At 63.1% G+C, this 23,776-nt stretch carries 19 protein-coding genes and 1 pseudogene (1 of these 20 cut by a window edge); 7 read left to right on the top strand and 13 right to left on the bottom strand.

Annotated elements, in window-relative coordinates; genetic code table 11:
- The first annotated feature begins 139 nt into the window (after positions 1-139).
- The 5 genes from DMP03_RS12965 (at position 140) to DMP03_RS12945 (ending at position 8,743) form a co-directional block, all read left to right on the top strand.
- Positions 140-4,243: an ATP-binding protein gene (locus DMP03_RS12965; protein ID WP_152120968.1), complete on the top strand. Its 4,104-nt coding sequence runs from the start codon at positions 140-142 to the stop codon at positions 4,241-4,243.
- A gap of 1 nt (position 4,244) precedes the next feature.
- On the top strand, positions 4,245-5,348 hold the full coding sequence (locus DMP03_RS12960; protein WP_152120967.1) for a DNA topoisomerase IV subunit A: 1,104 nt from the start codon (positions 4,245-4,247) through the stop codon (positions 5,346-5,348).
- Positions 5,349-5,872: 524 nt separating this feature from the next.
- A complete protein-coding gene (locus DMP03_RS12955) occupies positions 5,873-7,108 on the top strand; it encodes a carboxylate--amine ligase (RefSeq protein WP_152120966.1) in 1,236 nt (411 codons plus the stop codon).
- Positions 7,109-7,154: 46 nt separating this feature from the next.
- A complete protein-coding gene (locus DMP03_RS12950) occupies positions 7,155-8,492 on the top strand; it encodes an LLM class flavin-dependent oxidoreductase (RefSeq protein WP_197739336.1) in 1,338 nt (445 codons plus the stop codon).
- A gap of 65 nt (positions 8,493-8,557) precedes the next feature.
- On the top strand, positions 8,558-8,743 hold the full coding sequence (locus DMP03_RS12945; RefSeq protein ID WP_152120965.1) for a hypothetical protein: 186 nt from the start codon (positions 8,558-8,560) through the stop codon (positions 8,741-8,743).
- Here the strand turns inward: DMP03_RS12945 and DMP03_RS12940 are convergent, their stop codons facing one another.
- Genes DMP03_RS12940 through DMP03_RS14420 form a run of 3 tightly spaced genes read right to left on the bottom strand, consistent with a single transcriptional unit; the run spans position 8,744 to position 10,437 of the window.
- Positions 8,744-9,478, bottom strand: a complete 735-nt coding sequence (locus DMP03_RS12940; protein WP_152120964.1) for an MBL fold metallo-hydrolase — start codon at positions 9,476-9,478, stop codon at positions 8,744-8,746.
- Positions 9,479-10,234, bottom strand: a complete 756-nt coding sequence (psmB, locus tag DMP03_RS12935) for an archaeal proteasome endopeptidase complex subunit beta (protein ID WP_152120963.1) — start codon at positions 10,232-10,234, stop codon at positions 9,479-9,481.
- Positions 10,235-10,281: 47 nt separating this feature from the next.
- Positions 10,282-10,437, bottom strand: a complete 156-nt coding sequence (locus DMP03_RS14420; RefSeq protein WP_172967160.1) for a hypothetical protein — start codon at positions 10,435-10,437, stop codon at positions 10,282-10,284.
- A gap of 260 nt (positions 10,438-10,697) precedes the next feature.
- Here DMP03_RS14420 and DMP03_RS12930 point away from each other — a divergent pair, with 260 nt between their 5' ends.
- Positions 10,698-11,054, top strand: a complete 357-nt coding sequence (locus tag DMP03_RS12930) for a DUF555 domain-containing protein (protein WP_152120962.1) — start codon at positions 10,698-10,700, stop codon at positions 11,052-11,054.
- Between the two features lie 49 nt (positions 11,055-11,103).
- On the top strand, positions 11,104-11,643 hold the full coding sequence (locus DMP03_RS12925) for a CBS domain-containing protein (protein ID WP_152120961.1): 540 nt from the start codon (positions 11,104-11,106) through the stop codon (positions 11,641-11,643).
- Here the strand turns inward: DMP03_RS12925 and cmk are convergent.
- The 10 genes and pseudogenes from cmk to DMP03_RS12885 all read right to left on the bottom strand — a co-directional run.
- Complete coding sequence (cmk, locus tag DMP03_RS12920) at positions 11,640-12,251, bottom strand: (d)CMP kinase (RefSeq protein WP_152120960.1); 612 nt, start codon at positions 12,249-12,251, stop codon at positions 11,640-11,642. The two genes, DMP03_RS12925 and cmk, sit on opposite strands and share 4 nt — an antisense overlap.
- A 34-nt stretch (positions 12,252-12,285) precedes the next feature.
- Entirely contained in the window at positions 12,286-13,260 is a 975-nt protein-coding gene (gene purM / locus DMP03_RS12915; protein WP_152120959.1) for a phosphoribosylformylglycinamidine cyclo-ligase, read from the bottom strand.
- Positions 13,261-13,303: 43 nt separating this feature from the next.
- Complete coding sequence (locus tag DMP03_RS12910) at positions 13,304-13,930, bottom strand: metalloprotease (protein WP_152120958.1); 627 nt, start codon at positions 13,928-13,930, stop codon at positions 13,304-13,306.
- Positions 13,927-15,429, bottom strand: coding sequence for a TraB/GumN family protein (locus tag DMP03_RS12905; RefSeq protein ID WP_152120957.1), 1,503 nt, complete (start codon positions 15,427-15,429; stop codon positions 13,927-13,929). Before DMP03_RS12905 ends, DMP03_RS12910 begins: the two co-directional genes overlap by 4 nt.
- 120 nt (positions 15,430-15,549) lie before the next feature.
- Positions 15,550-15,708 (bottom strand): annotated as a pseudogene (locus tag DMP03_RS14720) (RNA-guided endonuclease TnpB family protein); the annotation flags it as partial.
- Between the two features lie 15 nt (positions 15,709-15,723).
- The gene (locus DMP03_RS14980) at positions 15,724-16,107 is read right to left on the bottom strand and encodes a DUF5658 family protein (RefSeq protein WP_225870820.1); all 384 of its coding nucleotides are present in this window, start codon (positions 16,105-16,107) and stop codon (positions 15,724-15,726) included.
- A 1-nt stretch (position 16,108) separates the two neighbouring features.
- A complete protein-coding gene (locus DMP03_RS12895) occupies positions 16,109-16,702 on the bottom strand; it encodes a response regulator (protein WP_152120956.1) in 594 nt (197 codons plus the stop codon).
- 10 nt (positions 16,703-16,712) lie between these two features.
- Positions 16,713-16,976: a HalOD1 output domain-containing protein gene (locus DMP03_RS14975; protein ID WP_225870821.1), complete on the bottom strand. Its 264-nt coding sequence runs from the start codon at positions 16,974-16,976 to the stop codon at positions 16,713-16,715.
- 254 nt (positions 16,977-17,230) lie between these two features.
- On the bottom strand, positions 17,231-18,031 hold the full coding sequence (locus DMP03_RS12890) for an ion transporter (protein WP_152120955.1): 801 nt from the start codon (positions 18,029-18,031) through the stop codon (positions 17,231-17,233).
- A 6-nt stretch (positions 18,032-18,037) separates the two neighbouring features.
- On the bottom strand, positions 18,038-23,776 hold the 3' portion of the coding sequence (locus DMP03_RS12885) for a GLUG motif-containing protein (RefSeq protein ID WP_152120954.1). The gene runs 22,032 nt beyond the window's last position; 5,739 of the gene's 27,771 nt are visible here — the last part of the coding sequence; its start codon lies off the right edge, out of view — the gene reads right to left on this strand; it ends in the stop codon at positions 18,038-18,040.

Raw genomic sequence — 23,776 nt, 5'->3', positions numbered from 1 at the left:
GTATAAGTCCACTCGTGCGCGCGCGCCGCTCGCGCGTGAACGGCCCAACCCATCTGAGCGTATCGTTGGCTCCTGCCAATCGCTTCACTTTCACCAAGCTACCGCGACTGTTTTTACCCCCGGCGGGCAAGGTCGGACAATGACTGCAAAGCAATCCACGCTCGATACCGGCGGCGGCGAGACCGTCGCCGACGAGCTGGCGGAGTCACAGCGGTCCATCTCTATCGCCGAGTTCTTCGAGAAGAACAAGCAGATGCTCGGCTTCGACTCGGGCGGGAAGGCGCTCGTCACCGCCGTCAAGGAGGCGGTCGACAACGCGCTCGACGCCACGGAAGAGGCCGGCATCCTCCCGGACATCTACGTCTCCATCGAGGAAGCCGGCGACTACTACCGGCTCGTCGTCGAGGACAACGGTCCCGGCATCACGAAAGAGCAGGTTCCGAAGGTGTTCGGAAAGCTACTGTACGGGAGCCGGTTCCACGCCCGTGAGCAGTCACTCACGCCGGACCAGCGAATCCTGGTTAGACGTGACGGGAGTGTCGAGTTCATTCCGATTGGTGTGTTGTGTGATGCGTATCTCACTGCCGACGGCGGTGGGACAGCACCGATTCCCGACGACATCGAGGCACCGTGTTTCGACCGTGAGAGCCACGAGCTAACGTGGGAGCCAGTCACACATGCGATTCGTCACAGAACCGACGAACAGACGTATGAGGTGACGACCGAGCGAGGCAGGAGCGTCGAGGTGACAGGTAACCACAGTCTGTTCGGCGTGAGTCCGACGGGGGAGACGACGGAACTGAAAGCCGGTGAACTTACACCGGGAGACGCGGTACTGACGCCACGGCAGCTTCCACGACCAGCAGAGACAGTCGATTCGGTGAATCTCCTCGAACACATTCACCCAGAACAGCTCGACGAGCGGCGTATCTACGTCTACGGGTTCGAGACGGAGACACTCTCACAGCTACGGAGCGAGGAGACCGTTCGTCGAAAGCCATCTCCAGAAAGCGATAGACGGCGGACGTACTACGTCCACGACGGCGTCGAAATTCTGCGCGATAGCTTCGAGCAGAACTACATCCAGAAGGGGTATCTGCCGGCAGAGACGGTACGTGAACTCGGTTGGGAGGCGAAAGCGTCCGACTGCGAGCTAAAAACGTATCGCATTGGCGGTGAAGCGACGACAGTACCGGTCACTGTTCCACTCAACGAGCAGTTCCTACAGCTACTTGGATACTACATCTCAGAAGGTCACGCCGGAGCGAGACAGATTGGGCTTACATTCGGCTCACACGAAACAGAGCTGATCCAACGAACGGAACACACCATCGAGACAGTCTCCGGCTCTGCGACGACCGTCGCCCATGAGCGAAATTCGACACGGGTCAAAGGGTTCGGCTCGCCGCTTGCATTGTTCTTGCAGAACGTCTGTGGCGACAGTGCGGCCACCAAACGGGTTCCGGGCTTCGTCTTCGAGATGGACGAGACGCGACAACAGCAGTTCATCGCCGCGCTGTACGAGGGGGACGGCTCGGATGCATATCCGGGGAACGAACTGTCGCATACGACGACGAGCCAGACTCTCGCACGGCAGCTATCAACTCTGTGGAGTATGCAGGGCGTGGTGGCGAGTAGCGATGCAGTCGAAAATCCGGACGGATACGCAGGTGAGCGTGGGAAAACGGCGTACCGGACGAAGGTGTACGGTGAAGACGTTCGCTTGGCCGACGTGTTCGAGACGGACACGGAGACCAACTCACAGCAGTACAAGCGGATTCCTACGTCGCTGTTGGACGAGGTTCGCGTCGGAGAGTCACCGACAAATCGTGTACCGGATACGATTCCGGGGCTGTTACTGGCCGCTGGTGTCGGGTCGGGACTCGGCCACGCGGCAGTGTATCAGTCACTCATCGAGGATGCACTCGACGGCGAGTACGTCGAGAAGCCCCGATACGTGCACAATCTCATCGAGTGGGAGCTACTTGACGACAACCACCAGCCGACAGCGACGCTCAGACGGCTGTGGGAGACGATACAGGAGCTACAGGGACTGACAGAAACAGACATGTGTCTGCTCGAAGTCACGGCTGTCGAGGAGACGACACCACCGGAGTACGTGTACGACATCTCCGTTCCTGGGCCGAACGGGACGGACGAAAACTTCGTCGTCGTCAACGAGGGGCCGCTTGCGGTGAAAAACAGCCGCGGCCAGCAGGGTATCGGGATTTCCGCCGCGGTGCTGTACTCGCAGCTCACCTCGGGGAAGCCGGCGCGTATCACCTCCAAGACCGGCTCGGGACAGACGGCCCAGCAGTTCGAGTTGACCATCGACACCGACTCGAACGAACCGGACGTGGAGCTTGCAGAGGAGACGACCTGGGAACGGCCCCACGGCACCCGCATCGAGTTAGAGATGGAGGCGAACATGCGCGCTCGCACCCAGCTCCACGACTACATCAAGTACACCGCGGTCGTCAACCCCCACGCCCGGCTGGAGTTCACGGAGCCGAAAGCCCACGAGAAGTACGAGCGCGCGACCGACCAGCTGCCGGCCAAGACGAAGGAGATTCGCCCCCACCCCCACGGGGTCGAACTCGGCACGCTCCTGAAGATGCTCGCCGCGACCGAATCCTACTCGCTGTCGGGGTTCATGCAAGAGGAGTTCACCCGCGTCGGGACGAAGACGGCCACCTCGGTGCTGGACGCGTTCCGCGACCGGCACTTCGGCCGGGAGATGACGTGGCGACCGCCCAGCGCGACCGAGGAGGCCGACGTCGCCGCCGAGGTTCGGGAAGCCACCTCGAACAAGGGGGCCGAGGCGACCGAGGCGTTCGCGACAACCATCGCGGAGACGATACGCGAGCGCGATCGCATCGCTTACCACGAAATCGTCTCCGTCGTCGCCGACGCCGCCGACGAGGCCGGCGAGACGTTCAGCAAGACGTTCGGCGAGGCCGTCCGGGAGAACGCCGTCGCAGCCGCGTGGTACGCCTGCACCCGCGAGCGCACGGCGAATCTCTACCCCATCGTCGACGGGGCGACGACGAAGCGGAAGGACGACGCCGCAGTCGAGGGGTTGGCCCGCCGGCTCGCAGAGAAGTTCGCCGACGCGGACGACACGCGCGACCGGGCGAGCTACGCCGTCTTAGAGGAGTACGTCGGTCGCGCCGCCGACATGACCGAGGAACACGACGACGAGACGTTCGGCGAGACGGCCCGCGAGAACGTCGTCGACGCTGTCTGGGAGACGATGGTGACCGTCCCCGACGACCCGCCGAAGGTGTCCGCCGTCGTCGAGGACCGCGACGCCGCAGCGCAGTTCCTCGAAGCGATGCGCGAGACGGACATCCTCTCGCCGCCGACCGACTGTCTGGCCCCCATCACGGCGGAGCTGGTCGAGAAGGGGCTGCGCAAGGAGTACGACGCCGACTTCTACGCCGCGGCGACGCGCGACGCCGAGGTGCACCGCGGCGACCCGTTCGTCGTCGAGGCCGGCATCGCCTACGGCGGTGACGTCCCCGCCGAGGGGAACGCCGAGGTGCTCCGGTTCGCGAACCGCGTTCCCCTCGTCTACCGACTGGGCGCGTGTTCCACGACGGGCGTGGTAAAACGCATCAACTGGCGCAACTACGGGTTAGACCAGCCCGGCGGCTCCGGGATGCCGAACGGCCCGGCCGTCATCATGATTCACGTCGCCTCGACGAACGTCCCGTTCACGAGCGAGTCGAAGGACGCCGTCGCGAACGTCCCCGAGATCGAAGACGAGATCGAACTCGCGCTCCGGGAGGCAGCACGGGAGCTGAAATCCCATCTGAACGAACAGCGCAGCCTCGAAAAGCGCCGACGCAAACAGAACGTGCTCGTCGACATCCTCCCGGAGATGGCCCGGAAGCTCTCGGAGGTGACGGGTCGCGAGCCGCTGAACATCGACGACTCGCTGGCGCGTATCATGAACAACGTGCTCGTCGAGCGCACCGTGACGGAGGAGGCGGTCGAGTTGACGGTCCAGAATCACGGCAGTTCGAGTGCGGCCTTCGAGCTGACGGACATCGTGAGCGAGGACCCCGGCGACGTGGACGACGCGACGGTCGTGGAGATGGACGGCGAGTGGTTCGTGAAGTGGTCCGTCGACGTGGCCGGCGGCGAGGAGACGAGTATCACGTATCAGGTAAGCCACGACGCCGCCTTCGATATCTCGATTGAGGGCGTTGAGACGGAGAAAGTCACGGTGAACGCATAACATGAGCCAGACAGACCACGACATCCAAGACGAGAAAGCACGGGAACGACTCATCGAACTCGCCGAAAAGTTCTACGACCAGTTCGAGGGCGGCGACGTGCCGTCGATGGAGATTCCGACGCGGACGAAGACGAACATCGTCTTCGACGAGGAGTCAGGCGTGTGGGTGCTCGGCGACCGCACCTCCACTCGCTCGGCGAACTCGGTTCGAGGCGCGAAGAAGCTCCTCAAGTCCATCTACACGACCGAGTTCCTCGAACGGCAGTTGGAGGAGAACCGCTCGTCGACGCTGCGTGAACTCTACTACCTGAGCGAGTCGTGGGACAACGAACACGCCCAGTTCGACAACCAAGACGAGTCGAATCAGCTCATCGAGGACCTCGAACTCGTCTCCGGCGTGACGCGTGAGGACTTCCACATGCGCCCGGAGGAGTCGGGCGCGAAGGTGATGGGGCCGCTCCACATCCGCGAGCAGACGAACCGCGGCGACCGCGACATCCACTGTCAGGACGACGTGGGACAGGGCGGCTATCAGATTCCGAACAACCCCGACACCATCGAGTTCCTCGACTGCGACGCGGAGTTCATCCTCTGTGTCGAGACGGGCGGGATGCGCGACCGCCTCGTCGAGAACGGCTTCGACGACGACTACGACTGTCTTGTCGTCCACCTCGGCGGCCAGCCGGCCCGCGCGACTCGCCGGCTGACCAAGCGTCTCCACGACGAACTCGGTCTGCCGGTGGCCGTGTTCACTGACGGCGACCCGTGGTCGTACCGCATCTACGGCTCCGTCGCCTACGGTTCGATTAAGTCGGCACATCTCTCGGAGTATCTCGCCACCCCGGAGGCGCAGTTCGTCGGCATCCGCCCGCAGGATATCACCGAGTACGACCTGCCCTCTGACCCGCTCGCGGACTCGGATACGAACGCCCTCGAATCCGAGCTTGAGGACCCGCGTTTCCAGACGGATTTCTGGGAAGAACAGATCCAACACCAACTCGACATCGGGAAGAAGTCCGAACAGCAGGCGCTTGCGGCGCGGGGCTTGGACTTCGTGACCGACGAGTATCTGCCCACGCGACTGGACGAGATGGGCATTCTGTAACTGGGGGTCTCGTTTTTCCTGCTCGGGATTGGGTTGCTAATGTGGCCGTTTCTCGTGTGCGTTCGACAGCACCGTGACCGCTCTCGTTGCTTGGCCTAGGGACCAGCACCGCACCCGCACTGCGCGCTCGCGTGTCGCTTCGCTCCCGCTCGCTGGCCCGCGGCCTCCGGCCGCTCCCCCAACCCTCCCCCGGACCACACACGCGCTGGCGCGCGGTGCGGTAGGCCACCGCCTCGGTTGCATAATCAAGCAACGCAGTGCGGTGGCGTGGTCCGAGCGCGCCCCGTGCGCGAGAGTCAGCGCGAGGTCGTCGCGAGGGCACCGAGCGATGGTTTGTCAGGTCTTGCTCTGACAGTGGACGAGTGAGTGAAACGAACGAGTCGGCTGGGGAGGCGTGTGGGCGGTGCGGTCGGGCGGGCTTTCGGGCTGTCAGCACCAGAGCGATCACTGAACTACTCGAGACCAAATTCATCAAGCGAGACAATCCCGTGGTTTTTCACCCGCACACGCCGAACGACGGGCGAATGACAGACGCTTTCCTGCCGTTCGACGAACTGCTCGAAACGGTCGAGCAGCGCCGATTCGACCGCCCGCCCGCCGTCGTCGCGAACGCGCACGTCACCGGGCTCGGTGTCGCGCGCGCGCTCGCAGCCCACGATGTTCCCGTCATCGCGCTCGACCGCTCCGGCGACGGCGTCGCCCCGCGCTCCGATGCGGTCACCCTCGCCGGCGAGGTAACGTACCCGCTCGACGACAGCGACGGCTTCCGCGAGGATGTGGAGCGATTGGCCGACGCCCTCGACCACGAGCCGGTCGCCTTCGGCTGCATGGATGAGTGGGCGCTCGCGTTTGCAGAGGAGGAGCCGGCGGGCGTCAGGCTCCCTTTCGCCGACTACGAGATTATCGACGGTGTGCTCGACAAGTACGCGCTGTACGAGCGCGCCGAACGGCTGGGCGTGCCGTACCCGGAGACGCACTTCCTCGACGAGACGGCCCCGGCCGACGCGGCCGACGCGCTTTCGTTCCCGTTCGTCGTGAAGCCCGCTCGAAAGCGGGAGTTCGAGGAAGCCGTCGGGACGAACGTGCTCGAAGTGGCCGACGAGGCCGAGTTCATGGACATCGTCGAACTCGCCGCCGAGGAGGGGATGCGCATCATGGCACAGGAGAAGGTGACCAAGGCGGCGGGCGAGGACCACTCGTTCGCGTCCTACGTGCGCCCGGACGACGGCGACACGCTCGGCGTCGTCGGCAACGCGCGAGTCCGGTATCCGACCGGCTACGGGACGTCGTGTGTCGTCGACCGGGTGGACGAGCCGGTCATCGAGGAGCGCGCGACGACCATGCTCGAGGATGCCGACTACTACGGTATCTCCGAATCGGAGTTCGTCTACGACACAGACCGCGAGGAGTACGTCCTCCTCGATATCAACACCCGGCCGTGGAAGTGGATCGGGATGCCGGTGGCAGCGGGGGCGAATCTCCCGATGGCAGCCTACGCGGACGCCGTCGGCACGGAGACGGTTCACATCGGCCCGCTCGACACGCGGTGGGTGTATCTGGCCGACTACCTCCGGCTCAACTTCGAGGACCCGAGCTTCGATGACGTGCTCGCGCCCAGCGAGTGGGAGACGCTGCTGTCGGGCGAGTTCCGCTCCGGACAGGGATTGACGACTGGCGTGTATCTTCCCTCGGACCCCGGGCCGGCGTACGCATTACTCGAAACGGAGTTCGCCGAGCGCGAGTACTACTGCGCCTGCTGATTGTCGTGACCGTGGGCCATTAGCCGGCGGCGGGCAAAGTCGGGCTATGCAGCTGAATCTCTTCACCATGAACGCGGTGACGCACGTATCGCCGGGGCTGTGGCGGCGGCCCGGCGACCGCGCGGCCGACTACACCGACCGCGACTACTGGACCGACGTGGCCCGCACCGCCGAACGCGGTGGCTTCGACGCCGTCTTCTTCGCCGACGTGCGCGGCATCTACGACGTGTTCGACGGCGCACGCGAGCCGGCGATCCGGCGGGCCGTCCAGACCCCCTCGAACGACCCGCGATTCCTGATTCCGGCGATGGCCGAGGCCACCGACGACCTCGGCTTCGCAGTCACTCGCTCGACGACGTACAATCAGCCGTACGAACTCGCGCGGGAGTTCTCCACGCTCGACCATCTCACCGACGGCCGCGTCGCGTTCAACATCGTCACCTCGTATCTCGACTCCGCGGCGCGCAACCTCGGCGTCGGCCAACGGCTCGACCACGACGATCGCTACGACCGGGCAGACGAGTTCATGGACGTGTGTTACGCGCTCTGGGAGGAGTCGTGGGACGACGACGCGGTCGTACGCGACCCCGACACGGACACCTACACCAATCCAGAGGGCGTCCACACCATCGACCACGACGGCGAATGGTTCACCGTCGAGGGACCACACGGCTGTGAGCCGTCGCCACAGCGCACCCCGTTCCTCTATCAGGCCGGCGCGTCCGACCGCGGGCGCGAGTTCGCCGCCGGCAACGCCGAAGCCGTCTTCTGCTCGTACCCGACGAGAGCAGGCGTCCGCGACTACGTCGAGGATATGCGCGAGCGCGCCGAGAGCCACGGTCGCGACCCCGACGCGGTCGGGTTCTATCCGGGCATGGTCACCATCGTCGGCGAGACCGAGGAACTGGCCGAGGCGAAATACGACCACTACCGCGACATAATCGACGTGGAAGCAGTGTTAGCCCTACTATCCGGGTTCATGGACATGGACCTGTCGGCGCTCGACCCCGACCAGCGGGTCGAACACATCGAGACGGAGGCGATGCAGGGAGCCGTCAACGCCTTCACGAAGGCCGACCCCGACCGCGACTGGACCGTCGCGGAGATGGCCCGCTTTGCCGGGCTCGGCTCCACCTCTCCGGTCGTCGTCGGCACGCCCGAGCAGGTGGCCGACGAACTGGGAGCGTGGTATCGCGAGTTGCCGATTGCTGGATTCAACGTGAAGGAGGTCGCACGCCCCGATTCGATCGAAGATTTCGTCTCTTTCGTCGTCCCCGAACTCCGCGAGCGCGGCCTGCTCGACGCGTCGGAAGGCGACACGCTCCGAGAGCGCGTCACCGACGGTGGCCCACGACTGCCAAACGACCACCCGGCCCGTCGCTGACAGGCGGTTTCAGCCGGCGAGAACGCGAACGCCAATTTATACCACTGTTCACGCTATGGCCAGCTGTGTCTCCCCAGCGTGAACAGTCGGGTAAACAAGCGAGCGGGACACTCCTCAACGCACAGATTCTCCGAGCACAGGGGGAGGTGCGGTGTGCACAGCGAGCCCTCGACTCGACGGGAGGACGGGTCGCGGAGTTAGCAGTCGCAGCGATGAAACTGGAACTACTGCGACGCGAACAGGTCGAGTAATTAGCGCGTCGGGTCGTCGAGAGCAACTGGTATTCCGCGCCCAGCTACGTCGGCAGCGAAGGCGTCGGCGTCCGTTTCGAGCATGTCCAACGTGTCGTAGTGGATGGGAAGGACGAGATTCGGGTCGAGACGCTCGGCGAGCGCCGCTGCCTCGTGGCGGTCCATCGTCGGCCCGCCGCCGATCGGTGGACAAAACAGCGACACGTCGAGCGCGGCGTGGCCGTCGAGTACGTCCGTATCGCCCGGCCAGAAGGCGGTCACGTCGCGGTCCCACACGCTCGGGAGGGTGAGATGATACCCACAGCCCCGGCCTTTCGGGTGGGGTACGTCGCCGTCGCGATCGTTGTACGCGGGCACGGTCCGGACGAACACCTCGCCCGGTCGAGGGCCGTCCCGTCGATTACCGGTCGCGGGACCGACGGCGATATCGGTCTCGCTGTCGACCCATCGGACCTCGCAGGGGAGGTCGGCGGGCCGTTCCACGTCGCGGTCGATACGGCTCGTGTCGATACCCTCGAAGGTGACGAGCGTGGCGTCGTCGCTTGCGACCTGCCGGATTGCGTCGCTGTCGTAGTGGTGGGCGTGAGTGATACAGATTACGTCGCCGTCCCGTGGTTCGATACCGTCGAGGACGCCGTAGCGGCCGGGGTCACAGTAGACGACGACACCGTCGCCCGCGAACCGGAGCGTGGCGTAGCCGAGCCAGCGGACCGTCGTGCCGTCGTGGTGGACCATTCAGACGAGGTCGTCGAACTGCTTGTGGCCCTCGATGGCCACGCCGTCGTCGGTGATCTCGGCGAGGTAGATTCCGTTGCCCGACCCAGTGTCGCGCTCGACGGCCGACTTGATACCGCGGGCGGCGACCGTGCGGGCCTCATCGAGCGTGAGGTCGTCCGCATACTCGCCTTCGAGCACACCGTAGGCGAGTTGCATCCCGGAGCCGGTGACGGTGTAGTCATCGCGCATGACGCCGCCGGCGGGGTCGAGCGAGAAGACGTGACTCCCCTCGGAGTCGACGCCACCGAGGATGGGCGACACCATGAAGAACGGCCCCCCGCGCAGGAAGTTACCACAGAGGGTCGAGAGCGCCTGCATGCTCATCTCGGAGCCGCGGCGGGTCTCGTAGAGACTCGCCTCCGCGCGGATGGTGTCGATGAAAGACTGGGCACCACCGACGGAGCCGGCCATCGTGAGCGCCGCCGTCGGATGGACCTCCTCGACCTTCTGGACGTCCTTGTTGGAGACGAAGCGGCCGCCGAGAGAGGCGCGCATGTCCGTCGCCATCACGACGCCGTCGGGCGTCGTCAGGCCGATTGTGGTCGTTCCGGTCTTGTTGACGTTGTCGAGGTCGGCCTCGGTCACGTCGCTTTCGGGCAGTTCACCGACTTCCGGCTCGTAGGGGTCGAAGTCCGGGTCGAGGTCGAAGCCGGTGTCGAGGTGTCGCGGGCTATCGAGCTCGTCGAGTTCGTCGAGAGAATCCTCGCTACGCATTACCTGCTATTTGGCGGGCGGACTGATAAACGCCACCCTTCGGTCGCTCACGAGAGCCGTTTGCTCATTCGTTCGAACAGTCGACCGGACGGCGTCGGCAGGCCGAGTCGCTTGGCGAGCAGTGCGACGGGCATGAACGCCAGCCCGGCGACGACGGTCAGTTGGTAGGCGAACAGCATCGGGAGGCGAGTGAGTCGTCCCATGTGGGATACTCGATGGCGATGTGATTATCGTATATAAATCTTCTTCCGACGACCGTCGCGAGAGACGCCTCGAATGCGCCGCAGTCGTGTGGTTACCAGATTCGAGACGCGTTCGGTTGGCTGGGCAATGAGCGCGCCGGCCTGGCGGTGGGTTCACCAGCCGTTGGTGGGGAGATTTCCATAACTTATGAGAATCTAAGAGGGAACGTGCGCGGCGACGGATTCCGTACTGTCAAGTTCGCCGGCGAGAGAGAGATGGTATGACAGATTATCTGGTCGCGATGGAAGCCGCGTGGTTGGTGCGGGACGTGCAGGAGGTCGACGATGCAATCGGCGTCGCGGTCAGCGAGGCCGGCAAGCGGCTCAATCAGGCGGACATGGACTACGTCGAGGTCGGTATCGGTGCGACCCCGTGTCCCGCCTGTGGGGAGCCGTTCGACTCCGTCTTCGTCGCCGCAGACACCGCGCTCGTCGGCATCCAGATGGAGATGAAGGTGTTCAATGTCGAGTCCGAACAACACGGCCAGCGCGTCGCCAAGAAGGAGGTCGGTGGCGCACTCCGTGATGTCCCTCTGAAGATCATCGACACGATGGAGATGGAGCCGCAAGACGAGTAAGAAACGGCATTACCAGTAGTTTTAGGGATAACTATCGCTCATTAGCGATATGGAGCTACCGACGCCCGCAGATCTCCGTCAAAAGCGGAAGTCGCTGGAGCTGACCCAAAGCGAGCTGGCAGACCGCGCAGAGGTGTCACAGCCGCTCATCGCGCGCATCGAGGGCGGCGACGTGGACCCGCGGCTCTCGACGCTCCGGCGTATCGTCACCGCACTCGAAGAGGCAGAAGGAAACGTGTTGAAGGCGCGTGACCTGATGCACGAGGAGATTATCAGCGTCTCGCCGGACGACTCGGTTCGCGAGGCCGCCCGCGTGATGGACGCCGACGCCTACTCACAGCTCCCGGTCCTCGAACACGAACGACCCGTCGGCTCGATTTCGGAGTCCGAACTCGTCGGTCTCGGAGAGGACGCCCGCGAACAGCCCGTCTCCGAGCACATGAGCGAGTCGTTCCCGACGGTCGCGGCCGAAGCCAGCATCGACGAGGTACGGCACCTGCTGGAGTATTACAAGGCAGTGATGGTGACGGAAAACGGCGAGGCGGTCGGAATCATCACCGAGGCGGACGTGGCCTCGCGGCTCTCTTAGGGTTCGAACTCCGGCACGACGAACTCGCCTTCGTCGCTCACGGGGTCGTACTCGCGCACGGCATTGAGCACGAGACTCAACAGCGCCGACTCCCCCCAGCGCGCGCTGTTTAACGCGAGGTCGTAGATGGACCGGTCTTCGATGTCGATGTCGTAGTACGACTCGTAGCGCGCGGCGTCGACTGCCTCACGCACCTGCATCTCGGCGGCCATCTCGTCGCGGTCCTCGGTGCGTTCGAGCCGCACCTCCTCGGGCGCGTCGAGCCAGATGCGCAGGTCCGCGCGGTTGCCGGCCAGCCAGCCCGCGAGCCGGGATTCGAGGATGAACCCTTTGTTCGCGGTTCCCCACGTCTCCGCAATCGTACGGAGTCGCCGGTCGAGCGCGCGGTCGAGCTCCTCCGACTCCCCGGCGCGTGCGGTGAGCTGTGAGAGGCTCAGTCCGCGCTCCTCGGCGATCTCACGGAACAGTTCTCCGCCGGAGACGTAGCCACAGCCGAGGGCGTCGGCGAGTCCTCGACACAGCGTGGTCACGCCCGACCCCGGCGTCCCCGAGACCGTGATGAAGAGATTCTGCTCGTGTTCTGTCTCTGCCGTGTCGGCGATGGCCATACCGTCCGTTCGGCCCCCCGTCACAAAATTTCCCCTACAACGACAGCCCGCGAACCTCGACGCCGTCACCCCCGCGCACGGTGCCGATGACGCGGCCGTCGGTCGCGTCCGCGACGCGTTCGGCGTCAGCCTCGGGCAGGGCCGCGACGAAGCCCGTCCCCATGTTGAACGTGCGGTGCATCTCCTCGTCGCTCACGTTCCCCCGCGCTTGCACGAACTCGAAGACGGGCTGTGGCTCGAACGCGTCGGTCACGTCGTAGGTGAACTCGCCCATCCGCGAGAGGTTACTCCAGCCGCCTCCGGTGACGTGGGCACAGGCGTGCGTCTCGGCGTCGTGAAGCGCAGACAGGAGGTCGGTGTAGATGCGCGTCGGTTCGAGCAGCGCCTCGCCGACGGTGTCGTAGCCGTCGTACGGAAACGGGTCGTCGTAGCTCCCGCCGTCGCGGGTCGCGGCTTCGCGCGCGAGCGTCAGCCCGTTGGAGTGGATGCCCGAGGACTCCCAGCCGACGAGCGCGTCTCCGGCCCGCGCCTCGCCGTCGAACACCTCGGATTCGGTCGCCAGCCCGGCACAGGTCCCGGCGAGGTCGAGTCCCTTCACGACCTCGGGCATGACGGCCGTCTCGCCGCCGACGAGAGCCATGTCGGCTCGGCGTGCGCCCTCGCTGAGTCCCTCGCCCACCTGCTCGGCGAACCGCTCATCGGGTTCGTAGACGGCGAGATAATCGACGAACGCGACGGGCGTGACCCCGGCGGCGGCGAGGTCGTTCACGTTCATCGCGATACAGTCGATACCGACCGTCGAGTAGTCGTCAAGCGCCTCGGCGACGAGGAGCTTCGTTCCGACGCCGTCGGTCGCGAGCGCGAGATACCGGTCCTCGCCGATGGGGACCATCCCCGCGTAGTCTCCTTCGAACTCGCCGACAGCGCCGACCAAGGCGGCCGTCGCCGCCTCGCTCGCCTCGATGTCGACCCCCGACTCCGCGTACGTGAGTTCCTCCTCGTCGGTCATACTGGCAGTCGTCACGACCACCGCAAAGTGGTTGCGGTCGCGGTCAGAAGGGGAAGCCGACGAACAGCAGACTCGCGACCGCGGTGCCGGCACAAACGATGAAAACGGCCGCGAAGCCGGCCGTCCCCCACTGACGGCGCACGGTCGCCCCGTCGAGGGGACCGAACGGAATCATGTTGAAGCCGGCGAGCAGTCCGTTGATCGTGACGCCCAACTGTCCCGTCGCGCCGAGAACCCCGCCAGCGAACAGCAGGGGAAAAAAGCCCACGACGAGCGCGAGATTGACCACCGGGCCAGCCACCGCGATGAGCCCGTGCTCGCGGGGAGTGATGTAACCGCGGTGGTGGACGGCACCGGGCGCGGCAAACAGGAAGCCTGCCAGGCCGCCGACGACGGCGAGACCGAGCATCGTGTAGTCGGCGCGGAAGATGGCGTCCTGTCCGAATCGGACCGCAGTGAGCTTGTGCGCGAGCTCGTGGGCGAGGAAGCCGACGCCGACGGTCGCCAGCGTCGAGCCGAACACGGTCGCCAGATACGACAGCGGCACCGTCGGCCGCGGGATGAGCGTGTAGGGGCTCGCGCGGATGATGAAGAAGGTGAACGCGATCGACAACAGTCCCCACGCGGCGACGATATCTCGGCGTTCGCCGGGGTAAAACTGGACGTTCATACCAGATTGATGATGATGTCGATGCTGTTCTGGACCGCCTGTCCCATCAGCCGTATCACTTCCTCGGGACCGCCGATATCGGCGAACAGATACCGGATGAAGACGGTGCCGAACACGATGGTCCCGACGAAGGAGCCGACGTTCGTCAGGGCGACGACGGCGATGAGCCGGAACAGCGGCACCTGTCGCATCTCGGCGAGCAGCGTCCGAATCGGCAGCTCCTCGTTGCTCGCCAACTCGTTCAGCGTCGAGATGTCTCCGACGTTTACGTCCAGATACCGGAGTTCGACGTAGCCGGCGAACCACCCGGGCGCGAGCAGGGGGTTAATCGAGGTGAGCCACGCGACCGCACCGCCGGTGGCCGCGGAACTCCAGTGTGCGCCCGCAAGCTTCGCGAGCCCGGCGGCGAAGATTCCGTTGACGAGGAACCACGCGCCGAAGACGCGGAGCAGAAACGCCCCCGACGCCCCTTCGACGCCCGTAATCGTCGCAATCGCGAGCAGGGCGAAGAAGACGAGAAAGCCGAGAGTGAACAGGTAGCCGAACAGCTTGTAGACGGAGAAGCCGGATTTCTGCGTCCCGACCAGCGAGTCGTGTGGCGGGAGCGTCTCGGGGTCGTCGAGATACGACTGGATGCCCGCGCGGTGGCCGGCACCGACGACGGCGACGACGCGTTTGCCCGACTCGCGGAGCGCGACGAGCCGGTGGGCGATGTAGGCGTCCCGCTCGTCGATGAGCGCCTCGGCCCCACCGGGAGAGAACTGCCGGAACTCCTCCATCATCGCCGACACCACGTCCGTATCGGTGAGCTCTGACATGTCGAACTCCTCGAGTTGGTCCTCGTCGGGAGCCGTGAGGACGAACAGCGCGACGAGCGATAGCCCGACCGCGCCGCCGACGACGGCGGCGACGAGCAGGAAGTCGGCGACGAGCAGGAAGATGGTCGGGACGGCGATTCCCGCCGGGACGACCACCGGACCGACGAAGGCGACGATTGGGAGCGCGAGCACCCCGCCGATGGCCGCACCGAGACCGAGACCGACGGCGACGGGGTCGCCGGCCCCGAGCGCGAGCGAGCCGACGAGCTTCAGCTTCTCGATGCTCGACAGCCGCGCCCAGAACCGCTGGACGGTCATCTGGATGTCGCGGTCGACGAGCGCCACGTCGATACCGAGCCGTTCTGCGGTCTCGACGCCGGCGAGCATGTCCGCACCGGGCGTGATGTCGAACTCGTCGCCGAGCTGTGCCTGGACGTACGAGAGGAGCCAGTAGGCGAGAAACTGGAAGATGGTGTTGCCACGGAGGAGGTCCGAGGCGTCGAGGTCCTCGGGCGTCCCGCCTTTCATCTGGCGGTAGCGGCCGTCGTCGAGTTCGACGGCGACCACGTCGGGTCGCTCCGTCCCGACGACGCGTTCGACCTCGTCGACGCTGTCGGCAGAGACGTGGGCGGTTCCGACTAGTCGCACCTCACCCTCACCGAAGGGTGGCTCCTCGCTCATTGGCTCACTGTTCGCCGCCGGCGGTTTGTAGCTGTCGGGGGACGGCGACCGGTGGGAACGATTGACATCCTCCCCGCCCTGAAGGGCGAGGATTCCCGACCGCAGTTAGGATATTGTGGTTTACGAGGTGGCCTGTTCTCGCGGTGCGAAGCATCCGCTCTCTGAATCGAACAGGTACGTCGATGGCTGTGCCAACCAGCCGTTACTCCTATTCACCGAGAGATTCGGTGAACTCGGAGATACTTTCTGCCGAATGTTCTCAGCACCGTTCACGTCCGACAAACTCGATTAATCTCATATCCAAATGAGCACCATATTATGAAGCGACACAGCGCTCCATACGATCAAAACTGAAAGGTATGCCACGTTGCTCCAAAGATCGATATTATGTCTCGATTGTGCGACTCCGGGAAGCAGGTATTCACCAAGAAAGAATAATAACACCAGTGACACCGACGAGAGAAAGAATAGGCCGGGGATGATTCCAAGAGTTTCAATAATAAGTACGACAATCGGATTGGCTTCTCGCAGTCCGATGCTCAGCCCATAGTACGTGAGACTCGCATCTATAGCTCGTACGAAGACCAATCCGATGAACAGCGGATATTTACTTTCTGCGAGTACTTCGATATTGCTGCTGGTAGCACAATTAGTGAATGCCACGGCTCCTCGCACCATATCAGAACTGCTCTACAGGTTCGGACCCGATACGCTGGTCTCTGACCAGCATATCGATCTGATAATCTGTTTCGAGACGCTGAAGTGTCGTATCAGCTTCCTCTTTCAACTCCCGTATTCTCTGAATGAGGGCGCCGTATCGCTCGTCCTGTTCCAGCTCTGTTTTGTCAAGGTTCGCTCCTAACGTGGCTTTCCTCGCGGTGAGTGAGAGAAGTCCTGTGAGTGAATCTTCGTATGTTAGAACCAGCTCCGCAGCTTCCACAGCTCGAAGAAGCTTTGTCCGGTCGATTGGTTTGAGAAGATAGTCATCCACATCGATGGACGCTAGATCTTCCGTTGGCTGAACAGCTGTTAGCATAATCACCTGCTGGGCATCGCCGCTTTCACGAATTGATTGTAGCACCTCCGTGCCAGAGAGGCCCGGCATTCGCCGATCTAAAAGGACAATATCAATCGATTCCTCAGCGAAGATTTCTAGTGCATCTTCCCCAGAATAGGCCACATGAACCTCAAACTGCTCCTGTAGCCAAATGCCAAACAAGTCAGCGAGATTCTCTTCGTCTTCGACGATCAGAACGGTACTGGAATGGGTCATCTGTTCTCACTCACGCATCTCGTTCGACGATGACACGCACTGTCGATCCATACAGAACCGTCACAAGTGCGTCCTGAAAGAGAAACTCCACAGAGGGCATATAGCTGGTCTCCTCGACTGTACGCGTTTTGAACAAGCCATCTAATTTGTCTGCATCAACGAATTCGAACACCGGAGGTGATCTACTGAGTTCCGGCCAGTCTTCGACTGCTTTCATAAGTGTCTCAATGACCGCCTCCGAAACACGGACAGGTCTGTCAAATTCACGCACCATTTGGGAATCTGTACTCCATCTCGTAGGTTCTGACTCTCGGTGCGGAGCGCTTTCGGCCATGCAGAATACATTTATTCTATAGTCAAAGCTCTTCTACCCTCTAATATCGGATTGCCAGATTTAATCCCTACATGTATGGATATTCTTGGAGGATTTTGTAGGGACACCTACTAGCGAAATAATCCGACTGCCTCAGACGATAATCCCGGAGCGGTTCACGTATCACTACACATACTAGGTCCCTGCTGGTGTGATTAGTGGTCGTCTAATGACTCTCCACAGTGTGGGCAGTTATCTCCCGAGTTTGATTGGGAATCCTCAATGAAGCCTGCAGCCAGTATTGATGCTGGGAGAGCGAACAAGCCAATCCCGAACACGGCGATAAGAGAACCGAAAATCTGTCCTCCTCTGGTCACCGGGTACATGTCTCCGTATCCGACCGTCGTGAGTGTCATCGCTCCCCACCACAGCGTCGCCGGGATTGAACTGAACAGTTCGGGCTGTGCTTCATGTTCAAGTTGGTACATAACTGATGAAGCCAAGACGAGCAGAATGATATTCATCGCCGCCGAAACGACCAGTTTCTCTTTTTGATTCCGAAGGACGGTCCCTAATGACCTGATCGATTCGGAGTAGCGAGCGATCTTGAGCAGTCGGATCACCCGCACAAGCCGCACCGCCCGGAGAAAGCGTGTATCTACGGCGAATATGCTTGCCAGGTAGAACGGAAGGATCGCAAGGAGGTCAACGATCATCAGCGGTGAACAAATAAAACGGATGCGTCCCCGGATCGGTTTCGCGTACGACCGCGTCTCGGTGATCGACCAGACGTGAGCCACGTACTCGATCGTGAAGACGGTAACCGAAATGAGTTCGATCAGATACAGTTCACGCCCGTACGCGGTCACGACGGGGTCCACAGTTTCGAGCAACACTGCGATGATATTGATCACGATCAGCCCCATGATACTCCAATCAAACGCCGCCCCGAGTCTTCCTCCTAATCGTGGCGCAAATATCTCGTACGTGAACGATCGGAATTGTGTGTAGTTCATGATCACTCAGTGTGCGATGATGTGCTTTTGATAGATGCGGGCCGCCCTGATCCACATCGCTGTGCGCTCAGTGTCAAAGTTCGTTGCGGCCGCGAGACGGTCAGGGTCTGCCGCGGCAAGTTGGAAGACGGACTCGATACCGACCGCTGACAGGCGTCGCATTGCGGCTTCCGACGGCGCGTCTAACAACCCCCACGCTCGGGTTGTGACGGCATCGTCAAGCGGTACGGGGTTCGAGTCGCGGAGCGCGGCGACCGATACCTCCGTTTTCACGAGCCGGACCGCGACCCCTCGTCGGAGACGCTGCCCGATCCACTCTGCGGACCTTGCTCGGGCAGTCCATCGGTAGACGCGTTTCGGCGACACGCCGATACTCACCGCCACTCGTTCGGGGTCGGAACGTGCCACCTCGTCGACGGTCGTGAGCCCCGCCTCGCTGAGTCGCTCGCTGTACGCCGGGCCGATCCCGTCTATCGATTGTAGACCGCTGTCTGCCGTCCCCAACTCGTCGTTTATGCGAGCAGCGAGCTGACAGACAGTTGATCGCACCCGCACTGCTCGCTCAGATGTTTTCTGGCGTCCCGCCGTGCGTGCTCGCCGTGCCGGCGCGATAATGCGGGGAAGTGCGTCCTCGTGCAGCCACGTCCGCGCGACAGCCGTCCGCGTGCGAAGCGACCGTACACTCCGTTCCGCCGTCTTTGCAAGACGCGTTACCACGGTCGTCCCCCCCGTGGCCACTCGCTCGGCGACCCGCCCAACCCGCTGGCGGACCCGCCTCCCGTTCACCGTCTCCGCGATCGGTGGACGGTCGGACTTCGTTCCCCGGCGGTCCGCGTGCTCGATCCACTCGTCGATAACCGCGGGCCCAACCGCAACCGCGTTCGCGAGGTGATCGGGATCCGCCGTTGCGAGCTGGTCGACCGACTCGATGCCGACCTCGCGTAATGCCGCAGCGTGCTCGCCTGCAATCGACGACACCGACAGATTACTCGCCGGAGGGTTCTCGCCGGTGACAGCGTACCACAACCGATCGGTCGTGTCCGTGAGCAGTGCACTCGACCGGAGCATGAGCGTCGAGTAGCGCTTGCCGAGGGCGTCGAATTTGCCCATTACGATGTCTTCGATCCACCGCTGTATCTCGGCGACCACGACGCTCAGTGCGGCTCCAACAGGCCCAGAGACGGGCGCGAGCCAGCTGGGTGTGAACGTGGTAACGAGCCCGCCAGAGGTGGCATCGACGCCACCGCGAAGGCGGCTCCGCAGCCAGCCGCGCCACTGGCGCTTCCGGTACGACCGGTACGTCTCGACGAGGAACGTCTGCAGTCCCTCACGAGTCGCCAGTTCCCGGCGGCTCTCGAACCACTCACGCCAGTACGAGCGGGTGAAGTACTTGCGAAGCGCCGCCAGACGCGCACGGATGTTCGACCACGCCAGCCGCTTTCGCAGGCTCGTGACGAGCCGTGTGAGCTGCTGGCGCGCCGAACCGCGCAGTCGCCGTCGCAGCCACGATTGGAGGCGGCGGCGGGCCATATTCATCGGCGTTTGGATCCGGTCGCCACCGAAGCTGTAGGCGGCTCCAGCCGCACCAGCACTGCCTGTGACGGTAACCGCTGCCTTTCCGGCGGTAGACAGCGAACCGAACCACCGTACCGGAGCGGTAATCGAAGCGAGCAGGACGCCGACGGCTCCACCTGCGCCGCCTCCGCCGCCACTGCCGCCTCCGCCGCCACCACTACTACCGCCGCCTCCGCCGCCACCACCGCTCCCGCCAGCACCGCCACCAGCGCCTCCAGCGCCGCTACTTGTACCGGCACTGCTGCCGCTTTCGCCAGTGGTTGACTGTGACTCTTCGTCACCACTTCCGTCACCGCTGGCATCAGCAGACTCGGTGTCGTCTTCGACGCTCGGTGACTCTTCGTCACCACTTCCGTCATCGCTGGCACCGGCAGACTCGGTGTCGTCTTCGACGCTCGGTGACTCTTCGTCACCACTTCCGTCATCGCTGGCATCGGCAGAGTCGGTGTCGTCTTCGGCGCTCGGTGACTCTTCTTCGACGCTCTCTTCGCCACCTCCCTGAGGCTCATCCGGAACCGGTGCGTCAGCGTCGGCTTTGATATCCACGTATGATGCTGAGTACGAGATATTCGAGACGTCGACGCTTATCCCGTCGTCCGTGGATTCGACCGTCAGTTCTCGGTCGCTGGATTTGTACTCACCAAAGAGTTTGTGCTCGGGACGGTCCGCAACCCCCCACTCTTCGAGCTGCGATTGCGGGATTTGTGCCTGGTAAAATCCCTCATATACCGTACCGTCGGCCGTCGCGTACCGCGGCCCGGCGATCCACGTTCGTAGTCGGTCGTTCGACACCGCAGGCAGTGAGATTCGCTGCGCGTTCGTCGAGAGGACCAGCCCAGTCAGGCGCTCCCGGAGCGAGTCCGGCCTCGTAGAGAGGTCGAAAATCGAGAAGTACACCGTCTGGTTGTACCGAGCGTCGGCGGTATCTGCTGCACCACTCGGCCACGATACCGTCGACGGATTCTCGCTGACGAGCGGTCCGACCCGCTTTTTCTGACTCGACGTCGTCGCGAGCGACACCGGACTACCCGTGATGATAATATCTGTCGCTGCCGGGTTCGTTGCGTTCGGTTGCGCACTGAATTCGGCGTCGCGAAGCGCCCAGAACAACGTGTGTGGCGTGTAGTTCGTGACAGTCACCCGAATCTCGAAGGTGGTCTCGTTCGTCACGCCGAATTCCTCCAACTCCGAGGGGTCTTGCACGACGGATGTGTCGCGGTTCGAGTCACTCGCATTCGCGATTTGAATCTGCAACAGTCCGTCGGTGACTTCAGGGATCACCACCATCCGGTGACCGCCAGCCGTCACGCTTCCCGGACCGTCGACGATGCTGAGTGAGGCGGAGGTTTCGACCGGCTGTGGGTCCAAGGTCGCCGACAGATTGACTGTCTCGTCGGACGCCACGCTCACTTCCTGAGAGCCGCTCCCGGCGTCGGTTCCGAGTGGCGCGATAATGTATTCGCCGGGTGCCACCGTGGCGTTGTACTCTCCGGTGCTGTTCGTCGCCGTGTAGTAGGTTTCGGTCCCGTCGCGGCGAGAGATATGAACGGGGATGTTGCTGGCTGGACTGCCGTCTGGGTTATTGAATGTCCCGGTGATCGTTCCCGAGTCGTCGAGTGTGAGGTCCTGTGACGTCGACGTTTCCGGTCCGACGTCGATGTCCTCGTGTGATCGAACCGGTGCCGAGGTGTTCTCGACGACGAGCCGGTAGTTTCCGGCGGGCACCATCGCGGTGTAAGCGCCGTTCGCGTCGAGCGACACCGACTGCTGATGGCTGCCGTCTGAGCTGATAACGGTCACGGTACCGCTCGTCGCCGGTGACCCGTTTTCGTGGGTAATGGTACCGGTGAGTGAGTTCATCTGTGCGACCGCTGGCTCCGGATCCTCGGCGTTTGGAATCCCGTCGCCGTCGTTGTCATCGTCTGTTGGCACACCGACTGCGTCATCGAGATCGGCCAGTCCATCGCCGTCGGTGTCGCTGTAGAAGGTGACGCTGATGTCGTCAACGATGGTCTCGTGGGTTCCGTCGTCGACGATGAGCGTCGGTGAGACGGTGGCCTGCTCGCTGTACCCGCTCACGATCGAGTCGTAGGATCGGGTCACCGTCGCACCCGTGGCGGTGTCACCGATGCCGAAGTCCCACGTGTACGAGACGTCGGCGCCCTCGGGGTCACCGATGCCGCTGGCATCGAACGTGTAACTGTTCGTGGTTCCGACGATGTACGCTGTCCGGTCACCGGCGCTTGCCCCGGTCAGGTCGATCGACCCGGTCGGGGGTTCGTCGACATTAGTTACCGCGACGATGAGCGACTGCGTGGCGATGGATCCGTCGAGTGCCGCGGTTACGTTGACCTCATACGCGTTGTCACCGTCGGCGTCGGCAGGTTCCTCGAAGTCCGCGGAGTCGACGAACGACACCTCCCCGGTATCGCTGTCGATGGTGAATGAGCTATTGTCTGCGCCGCCGGTGATCGTGTACGTCACGCCGGCGTCAGCCGGGGACCCCGCGCCGTCTGTCGCATCGACATCGAGGCTGGGTCCTAGGGTATTCTCAGGGATGGAGACGGTCTCAGAGGACACAAAGGTAAGGCCCGACCCGGCCACAGCGTGTTCGTGTGAGTCGGTCAGGTCGGCGCTCCCGCCGTCGTTGCCGGAGCCATCGATTGCGGTGTCAACCGTCGCCGTGTACGTCCCTTCACCGTTATCGTAGGCTTGTGTGGTCTCAAGCGTGTACGTGTACGGCCCCGACCCACTCTGGACGATGTCGTCTCTGTCGAAGGTGTACACGTCGGTCCTGAATGGCCCGTCGACCGTCACTGACAGGTCGGGCGTCGCTGCCCCGAGCTGTTCGTCCGAGTCGAAGCTAAACGAGAGGTTGCCGGCCCCGTCAGAGCCAAGAGCCACGTTCGAAAGCGTTGGTGCCGTCGTGTCTGTGGAGTCCTGTGTCCCGCCCACGGTGACCGTCCCCGCCGAGTACGTAACCGGCATCGAGACGAGTATGGACCCCCCGTTGTCATCGATCGACAGGCTAGACTCCGAGACGGACTGGCCTTTATATGTCGCCGTCACCTGTCCGGGAGCGATCCCCCACGCCTTGAGGACGCTTTTCGGGATCCGGGCGCTGTAAAAGCCCTCGTTGACGGTTTCTCCGTCGGTCTCGTAGTGTGGGGCCGCGACGGTGATCGACAGCGATCCTGCGGAGTTCCTCCCGCCGGTGCTGGACGTCGGGACGCTGAACGCCTGTGCGTCGGTACCGATGAACGCCCCATCAAGCCGGTTTCGGTAGCCCGGATTCACTTGACCCTCCATCGAGACGGCCATCATATCGACGATGGCACCATATCGTTTCGAGGCCGTGTGGTCGCTTAACGGCCACTCTCTCGGATCGGGGTTCTGGATGTCAGGCTCAACGTACGCCTCCGCAGGCGTTACCGTGATGCTGATCTCTTTGGTGTCCTTGTCGACTCTCATCTTCTCCCACCCGTCGGCGTTCCCGGTTCCGAGCACGAACACTGGGTCGAAGTCGTTTACCGAGAGCGTCACTTCGAGCTCCGTGCTCGCGTCGACACCGTCGACGACGCTGATGTCTTTCTGCTCCGGCGAGCCGGTCGGGTGAAGATACCACTCGACTGCGCCGCGGTTATGATCGACTGTGGCGTTCACCTCTATCCCAACCGCCTCCTCAGTCGTCGCGTCGACGACCGTGGTTCCACTCTCGCTCACTGTTGGACATGGGTCCTTCTGTGAGCCGACACAGCCGTACCCCACCGATGACTGAATCTGACGGGACCTCGACGTATCTTCAATCTCGGTTTGGACGTTGAACCGGCTGTTGGTCTGTTTCGGCACGTCGATCGTTACCGTCCCCCGTTTTTGCCCTGGACTCGCCGTCTCTGTTGTAAACGTACTCCCGATCGTTATTGGTGAGACTCGGATCGTCGCGTTCGTCGGGTCAAGACTGCCGAGGTCGTACGCGACAGTGATCGTCCCGTCATCGAGTGACCCGGCTGTGACACTGGTTGAGACGTTCTCGTATGCGACAATTCGTGTGCTCTCGTTAGCCAGTTCCGCGCCGCCGTCGCTGGCGTTCACTAGTGTCGCCCGGCCGGTGAACGTCCCGCCGCCGATCGCCGACGACGGCACGGTGAGGCTCGTGAGCCCTTCCAGACT

The organism is Halosegnis rubeus, from assembly GCF_009184545.1.
GTDB lineage: Archaea > Halobacteriota > Halobacteria > Halobacteriales > Haloarculaceae > Halosegnis > Halosegnis rubeus.
Note: the sequence above shows the minus strand (reverse complement) of the source record. Positions and strands in the feature narration are given on the sequence as shown.